Below are 6,000 nucleotides of genomic sequence, written 5' to 3'. Positions count from 1 at the left end.
TAATTCGAAAGATGTTGAAAAAGGGTTGAAAGCGTTTATGGGAAATTATGACAAGAAGACCATGTTTCTTGAAAAAGAAAAATGGGTGTCTGACCTATGTTCCGACAACAAATTAGAAACAGCTATTCTGAGATCAAAAAGTTTTGGAGATGAAAACCTTTCGTATTCCAATATCTATAAAGCTTTTGAAAAATTTAGAGAATGAAATTTACGGAATAAAAATTAGAATAGGAAGCATTTGCATTTGCTTTTGTAGGTGCTTTTTAAAAGAGTGGATTTAATGCTAATTAGATTAAAGCACCCACAAAAGCAAAAAAAGCCAGCAAGAGTATCATTTTTTATTTGTCAGAAGCAAAGTAGTCCATTGCTTTTCTGTGGCTCAATGCTTAGCGTTTCTATAACAACGCTTTTCCAACATTAAACCTTCCTTCTTTAAACAACAATAGGCATCAAGCCACCAAGAAAAGCAATCACAAACATCCCAATCCACAAATAAAAAATCGATACACATGCTCACGCTACTGCCAACGCACTAGGAAGTATTTGCATTTGCTTTTGTCGGTGCTTTCCATTTTCACAACACATTCCTACTGAACACTAAAAACTGAACATGAACACTATTTCTCAGGCACCCACAAAAGCAAAAAAAGCCAGCAAGAGTATGGATTTTCATAGTGGCATACAGTTTCAAATCGGCACAATAAAAATCCATACACTTGCTCACGCTGCTGCCAACGCACTAGGAAAGTTCAGCATTTGATTTTTGATGCATATTCACATCACCATTCCGGTAAATTTCAAAACCCCGCTTCCGTTTGAAGTATATCAAAAATCAAATGATCCAAAGCCAGAAACATCCTGCTATCGAGAAACGGTACACAAAATTTTGTTCAGGACATGCAGTTTAAAATAAGGGCACTAAATTAAGGAACGCCGCAATCCCACTCATCGCTAAGGCTGGCAGAGAACAGCACTCCGTATCACGTTTATTGGAATTAGATTTTCCGCAGAAACAATCCGGCTGCCAGCCTAAGTGCTGCGGGGTTGCGTCTGACGTTAATTTTTAGTGCCAGCTGCTGGGCTCCAGCCTTTTTGGCTCGGCGCGAAAAAGCGCCAGTCCTTATAGTGCTGCTTCCGCCCAGCAGCTGGAGGACTGCATGTCCATAACAAATAAGAGCTCCATTCCAGGACGGGGAGCTCCAGAACCAGCCGATAAATCCGAGTCCTAGCATTACTAAGGCTCACAAGGCAAAAATTTGTTTTTAGTTTTTTGTGATGGCTGACGTACCTCGCATCACACTATGTGGAATTAGTACGTCCGTTCAATATCTTCCGAACCATCACAAAAATTTAATTTTGGCATTTTTACCTCGTGAGCCAAAGCACTGCTGGGTCGGTATTTTTCGCGTCTGCTTCCTCCACTTCCCCGTCCCTCCATTACGCAAAAAACACATATAGTGGAATTATCCCGTGCTGCAACTGCATAAAATAATGTCTTTACTCCGATTGACATTCAGTGGAATCAAGTCAAGCTGCAATAACTAAAAATCATATTCCGACTAAAATTCAACAGCCATAACATCCGATTACGATCAGGTACGTTTTTCGAGGAAATAAAAAAAAAGTGAAGCAAAGGTCAAAATCAAATTTCAAAACAAAAGAACCGGCACGCCTAAAAATAAAAAATCTTCCTCTGAAAAGAATAGCCCCCGGAGGAAGAAAAAAATAAGAAGTCCAGTGAAAAATCATCAAAAGCTACGCATTTGATTGATTTTTTTTGACGGGAAATATTTTTTTACCGGAGGCTTTCTTTTCTAGAGCGTATTTTTAATTTTTTCCTTTCTTATTTGAAATTTGATTTTTGGAGATGGCTTTCTTTTTCTTCATTAATTACAGATTTTAAAATCTTGATTTCCGAAAAAAATATTTTTTAAAGGTTTGATATTCAAAAACTAACATCTACACACCATGAAAACACCAGTATATTACATCATCGAAGGCGGGGATTTTATCGGAGATTATGTTTACAGTATCCAAAAAGACAAACTGATAAAAGGCGGTGATACTTTTCTGTACCGGTTCCAAATGCCAAAAGAAGAAGCCTTAAGACTTTTAGACAGGCTAAACGAAACCCGAGATTTCGGACTCTTTTTGCGCCTTATGAGTATCGAATATTTGAATTGACTCCGTGAAAACTCGCTTTTAAAAATCAAAGTTCAGCCATCATATAAAATCCGATGCCATGCTAAATTTCATCATCAAAACACACCAAAAAAACACTGTTTACAAAGGAAACCAAATCTTTATTCTCAATAAAGGAATGAATAGCGGAAAACCCCAAAAAGAACCTTTTACCAACAGCTTTGTAATCATCTGTCCAGACAAAAAGGATACCGAAACAGTCTGTTGGCTCGCCTACAGCCTTTGGAAATCAAACTTCTGGCACCAATTTTTAATTGGGTCCGTAATTCCATTCTTGCGTATCAAGGATTTTAAAAAAGATTTTGATTTTAAAGTCAATGAAATGATGCAGGAACACGAGCTGCACCAGAAACAAGTCCAGGCGTTGAGGTTGCTGGAACAGAAAGAGGATCAATTGCATCAGAACATTGTACTTATCAACGAAATGCGAAAAGTGATTTTGAACCGCTATTGCAGTAAATAATGTTTTTTAACCTAAATTATCTATACTATGAAATCGCCACTAACAACTAGTTTGTGCAAGCAAACACCAATAAGTAAAGGCGATAACATATATGACCGCTTAAAAATTAAAACTTACATATATGAAACTGTTTATTTTATACCAAACCGATATTTGGAAAAGCAAAATTTCAAGAGTCTTTTACGGAATATTTGACAGCAGACCAAAAGCTATGGACTGCGCAAAATACAACGGATTGTATTGCTCTTATGCGGTAGTAGTTATCGAAGAAGTTACTTTGAATATTTTCGAGGAAATCTGAAACTAAATCTTATAATTATGTATATTTGAAAGAAATAAAGTCTGATGTTTGTCAGACAAAGCAACCCAAATAAGCGTGGATTATGATGATTTTGTCAGACCAATCTACAAATTATGCCTCATGCTAAAAACGACACCATAGGAAATGAGTAAGATTAAAATCAAATTAATAATTCTCGGACAACTTCCAGTTGACCTTGATAAGACGAAATTATCAAATTGGGAATCTGACGTATTTGAAATTGTCGGGCAAATTGACAACTATTCAATAATCAATAATGCCGACGGTTTAAGTTGGGAATTTTCAGATGAGAATATTGTAGAGCAACTCCCTGACACTTTTGAAGGCGACTTTTTAATAGCAATGACCCATGTTCCATTAGAAGACAATTACTATGCAAGGCGTTTTACTGATAATAGAATTTGTATGACATTTTACGAAATGGCAGACATCCTGAATATTAGTAACATTCCGATTGAAAATCTTGTTTACAGACTTCTTTATTCCTATACCCTTATTTACAAAAGACACGGAAACAAAATTCCGTCAAGAGACGAAGTAACAACCTTTACTCATGACGAAACCAGAGGCTGTTTATTTGATATGAATGGCATAAAAAGTGACGTAGTTTACTCAACCAACAAACCCATCATTTGTGACTCATGCGTTCAAAGATTGACCATAGAAAGAGTGCCTTTGAATACAATAACCACAATTCAAGAAGAGCTGAAAGCAATAAAAAAGGGGTTGTATTATAGACTTGCTGACTTAATTAAAAAATACCCTGTTTGGACGCTTGTGTTATCTACAATTTCAGCATTTATAATAGGAACTTTGGGTTCACTGGTTGCGACAATTATTTGGGAGAAACTATTATAAAATAAATGTGGCGGAAGAAGAAGCACGAAGGCATAACAGGCGTTTGGATTGACTGGGGATTTAGTGGAATTAGCATTTTCAATCATATTTTCGTTCAGCCAAAAATACTCTGCTATTAACTCCCCAGCCACTCCAAGCGCCAGAACGTTAAAATAAAAAAGCCTAGTCACGACTAGGCTTTCTTAGCTAGTCCAGAAAAGGTTACCAATCATAACCAGACTATTTATTTATTGATTTTTGTCAACCATTTTAAAAGGAGCGAAACCATAAAACTTACGGTGGCTCCCACGACCGCTAAGATAACTGTTTTTGCAATATCTTCCGAAAGAATATTGGGCAAAATGCTCAAAAATGTTCCAGATACGGTTCCAGCTCGGAGGGAAATATTAGTCTCCATCTCTTGGCTTATTATTGTCATCCTGAGCCGAGCCTGTCCTGAGCTTGTCGAAGGGAAGGATCTCATCAGCTACTGTCATTTGACTAACCGCCGATATGACACCTCCTGCAACTGCCATATAACCTGCAACAGCGACCACAGTTGCGGGTAAAACAATGGGTGCAGCCACAACTGTTCCACTGATGGCCAACAAAGCCAAACCAATACTTCTCAATATCTTGAAAAACTTGGGTGTGGGTGCATTAATTCGTTCAACTAATTTCATCTTTTTATGCATTTATCATTCCCGTTTGTCCTTCCCGTGAAGACGGGAACGGGAATCAAGATTTAACAATCAATTCGATACTTTCTTTGCTATCCAAAGCTTTATAAACCAAGTCTTTTAATTTGGCATTAGCCTTTCTTGACATTAGACCCAAACCAGGTCCAGAAAGTTTCGTCACTGGAGCAATGCAGCCATTCAATTCTTGCAGGGCATTATTGGCAGGATGAAATAAAATTAAACTTCTATTTATTACATCCAAAACTTCCAAATGCCATTTAAACTTATTGCTGTATCGCTTTTTAATAAAATATTTCCCTTCCGGAATGCAGGAAACCTTCGTTTCGTTTTTCTTCCAAGGCAATTCAATAGTGTTACAAATGAATTTGCCATCGCATTCGAGTTTACCATTGGTTCCATCAGGGAAATAAGTTCTTGATAGTTCTAAAACCACCTTACAAGCCGCTCACCTGAACCAAGGCCAATGGATTGTATGAGCCATTTTTCAAGGCGTACATCTGTCCATTTACTTCTTGGTAGAATTCCACTCCCAAAGCCAAAAATAATGGTTTTGTGCTTGCTGGAGTAACTGCATTCACCTGGTTGATGGCAACCGTAGCCACGGCATCCCAAGGAAGAATAGCAGTTTCTGAATGAGCTTCAACAAACGTTTCTGCTTCAAAATCAATCTCGGCACCTGCCGAAATGATTTTAAAATGTGTGGTTCCACTTGGTGCAGCAATCATGTTAGCTGGAATAAATTCCGCTAAATCAACTGAGATTTCTCCTGTCCCACGGTCTATTACACCCACAAATGGCGCAAACAAACTGGTGCCCAGTTTCCCTTGGATGTTGAATTCAAAGCCGGCTAGCAATTCCGCCTCGCCATCAATCACATTTCGTAATCCTCTCACGCTAGTTACATCAGCTTGGATTACTTTAACCATCGCTTGAGTCAATCGACTCACCATTCTGCTGTCGGCAGAATTGATAAGCATAGATCTCAATGACGTTCTCAAAATCTTGCCGGCTTTTCCGGCTCTTCCAAATTCAGCACCGTTTTCACGAGTTCTTTGGAACGCAGGATCACTCTTGATTCTGCTCGCGTCAACCCCACCTTTTTCACGAGCCAGATGTCCGTCTTTGGTTTTGTAAAAAGTAATATCTCCGATAGTACCTTTCAACTTAATTATGCCTTTTTGCCTTGCCATAATTTCTAAAATTTAAATTAATAATCGTTTCAAATTCCCTCAATCATCATCCCGTTGCAACATCTCCCGATTGATTTCCAAACAAATTTTAGCCAATTAAACCACATAAAAAAGCCACTACCACTCCATATGTCACTATTCGACACAAATGGCACAAATCGACATAAATGACCATTTATTGCCGTCAAAAATTGGAGTAAATTGCATTTGCAAATCGAAAGGTTTTTTTTACTAATTTTATTGAGTCTAGCAAACTGGTTTACAGTAGTTTTATGTATACCATAG

The 6,000-nt window shown here is 37.8% G+C and carries 9 protein-coding genes; 5 read left to right on the top strand and 4 right to left on the bottom strand.

The features are described from left to right. From B2145_RS00165 to B2145_RS00145, 5 genes are all read left to right on the top strand, one after another. Nucleotides 1-205: hypothetical protein (locus B2145_RS00165; RefSeq protein ID WP_291096920.1), on the top strand; the 205-nt coding region annotated here is incomplete at its 5' end. 1,763 nt (nucleotides 206-1,968) lie between these two features. Further along, nucleotides 1,969-2,184, top strand: coding sequence for a hypothetical protein (locus B2145_RS00160; protein ID WP_291096918.1), 216 nt, complete (start codon nucleotides 1,969-1,971; stop codon nucleotides 2,182-2,184). 58 nt (nucleotides 2,185-2,242) lie between these two features. Then, a complete protein-coding gene (locus B2145_RS00155; protein ID WP_291096916.1) occupies nucleotides 2,243-2,665 on the top strand; it encodes a DUF6943 family protein in 423 nt (140 codons plus the stop codon). 121 nt (nucleotides 2,666-2,786) lie between these two features. After that, nucleotides 2,787-2,966 carry a hypothetical protein gene (locus B2145_RS00150; protein WP_291096915.1) on the top strand — a complete coding sequence of 60 codons (180 nt, stop codon included), beginning with the start codon at nucleotides 2,787-2,789 and terminating at the stop codon, nucleotides 2,964-2,966. A 144-nt stretch (nucleotides 2,967-3,110) separates the two neighbouring features. Then, nucleotides 3,111-3,845: a hypothetical protein gene (locus B2145_RS00145; RefSeq protein ID WP_291096913.1), complete on the top strand. Its 735-nt coding sequence runs from the start codon at nucleotides 3,111-3,113 to the stop codon at nucleotides 3,843-3,845. A 223-nt stretch (nucleotides 3,846-4,068) separates the two neighbouring features. On the opposite strand, the gene B2145_RS00140 is transcribed toward B2145_RS00145, so the two are convergent. From B2145_RS00140 to B2145_RS00125, 4 genes are read right to left on the bottom strand one after another with little or no spacing between them, the layout of a single operon-like run. Continuing rightward, on the bottom strand, nucleotides 4,069-4,242 hold the full coding sequence (locus B2145_RS00140; protein WP_291096911.1) for a hypothetical protein: 174 nt from the start codon (nucleotides 4,240-4,242) through the stop codon (nucleotides 4,069-4,071). After that, a complete protein-coding gene (locus B2145_RS00135; RefSeq protein WP_291096909.1) occupies nucleotides 4,232-4,507 on the bottom strand; it encodes a hypothetical protein in 276 nt (91 codons plus the stop codon). Before B2145_RS00135 ends, B2145_RS00140 begins: the two co-directional genes overlap by 11 nt. Nucleotides 4,508-4,562: 55 nt before the next feature. Continuing rightward, a complete protein-coding gene (locus B2145_RS00130; protein ID WP_291096907.1) occupies nucleotides 4,563-4,958 on the bottom strand; it encodes a DUF5675 family protein in 396 nt (131 codons plus the stop codon). A 1-nt stretch (nucleotide 4,959) separates the two neighbouring features. Next, complete coding sequence (locus B2145_RS00125; RefSeq protein ID WP_291096905.1) at nucleotides 4,960-5,715, bottom strand: hypothetical protein; 756 nt, start codon at nucleotides 5,713-5,715, stop codon at nucleotides 4,960-4,962. Nucleotides 5,716-6,000: the final 285 nt, after the last annotated feature.

The organism is Flavobacterium sp. UBA5153 (assembly GCA_002413745.1).
In the GTDB taxonomy this organism is placed as follows: domain Bacteria; phylum Bacteroidota; class Bacteroidia; order Flavobacteriales; family Flavobacteriaceae; genus Flavobacterium.
Note: the sequence above shows the minus strand (reverse complement) of the source record. Positions and strands in the feature narration are given on the sequence as shown.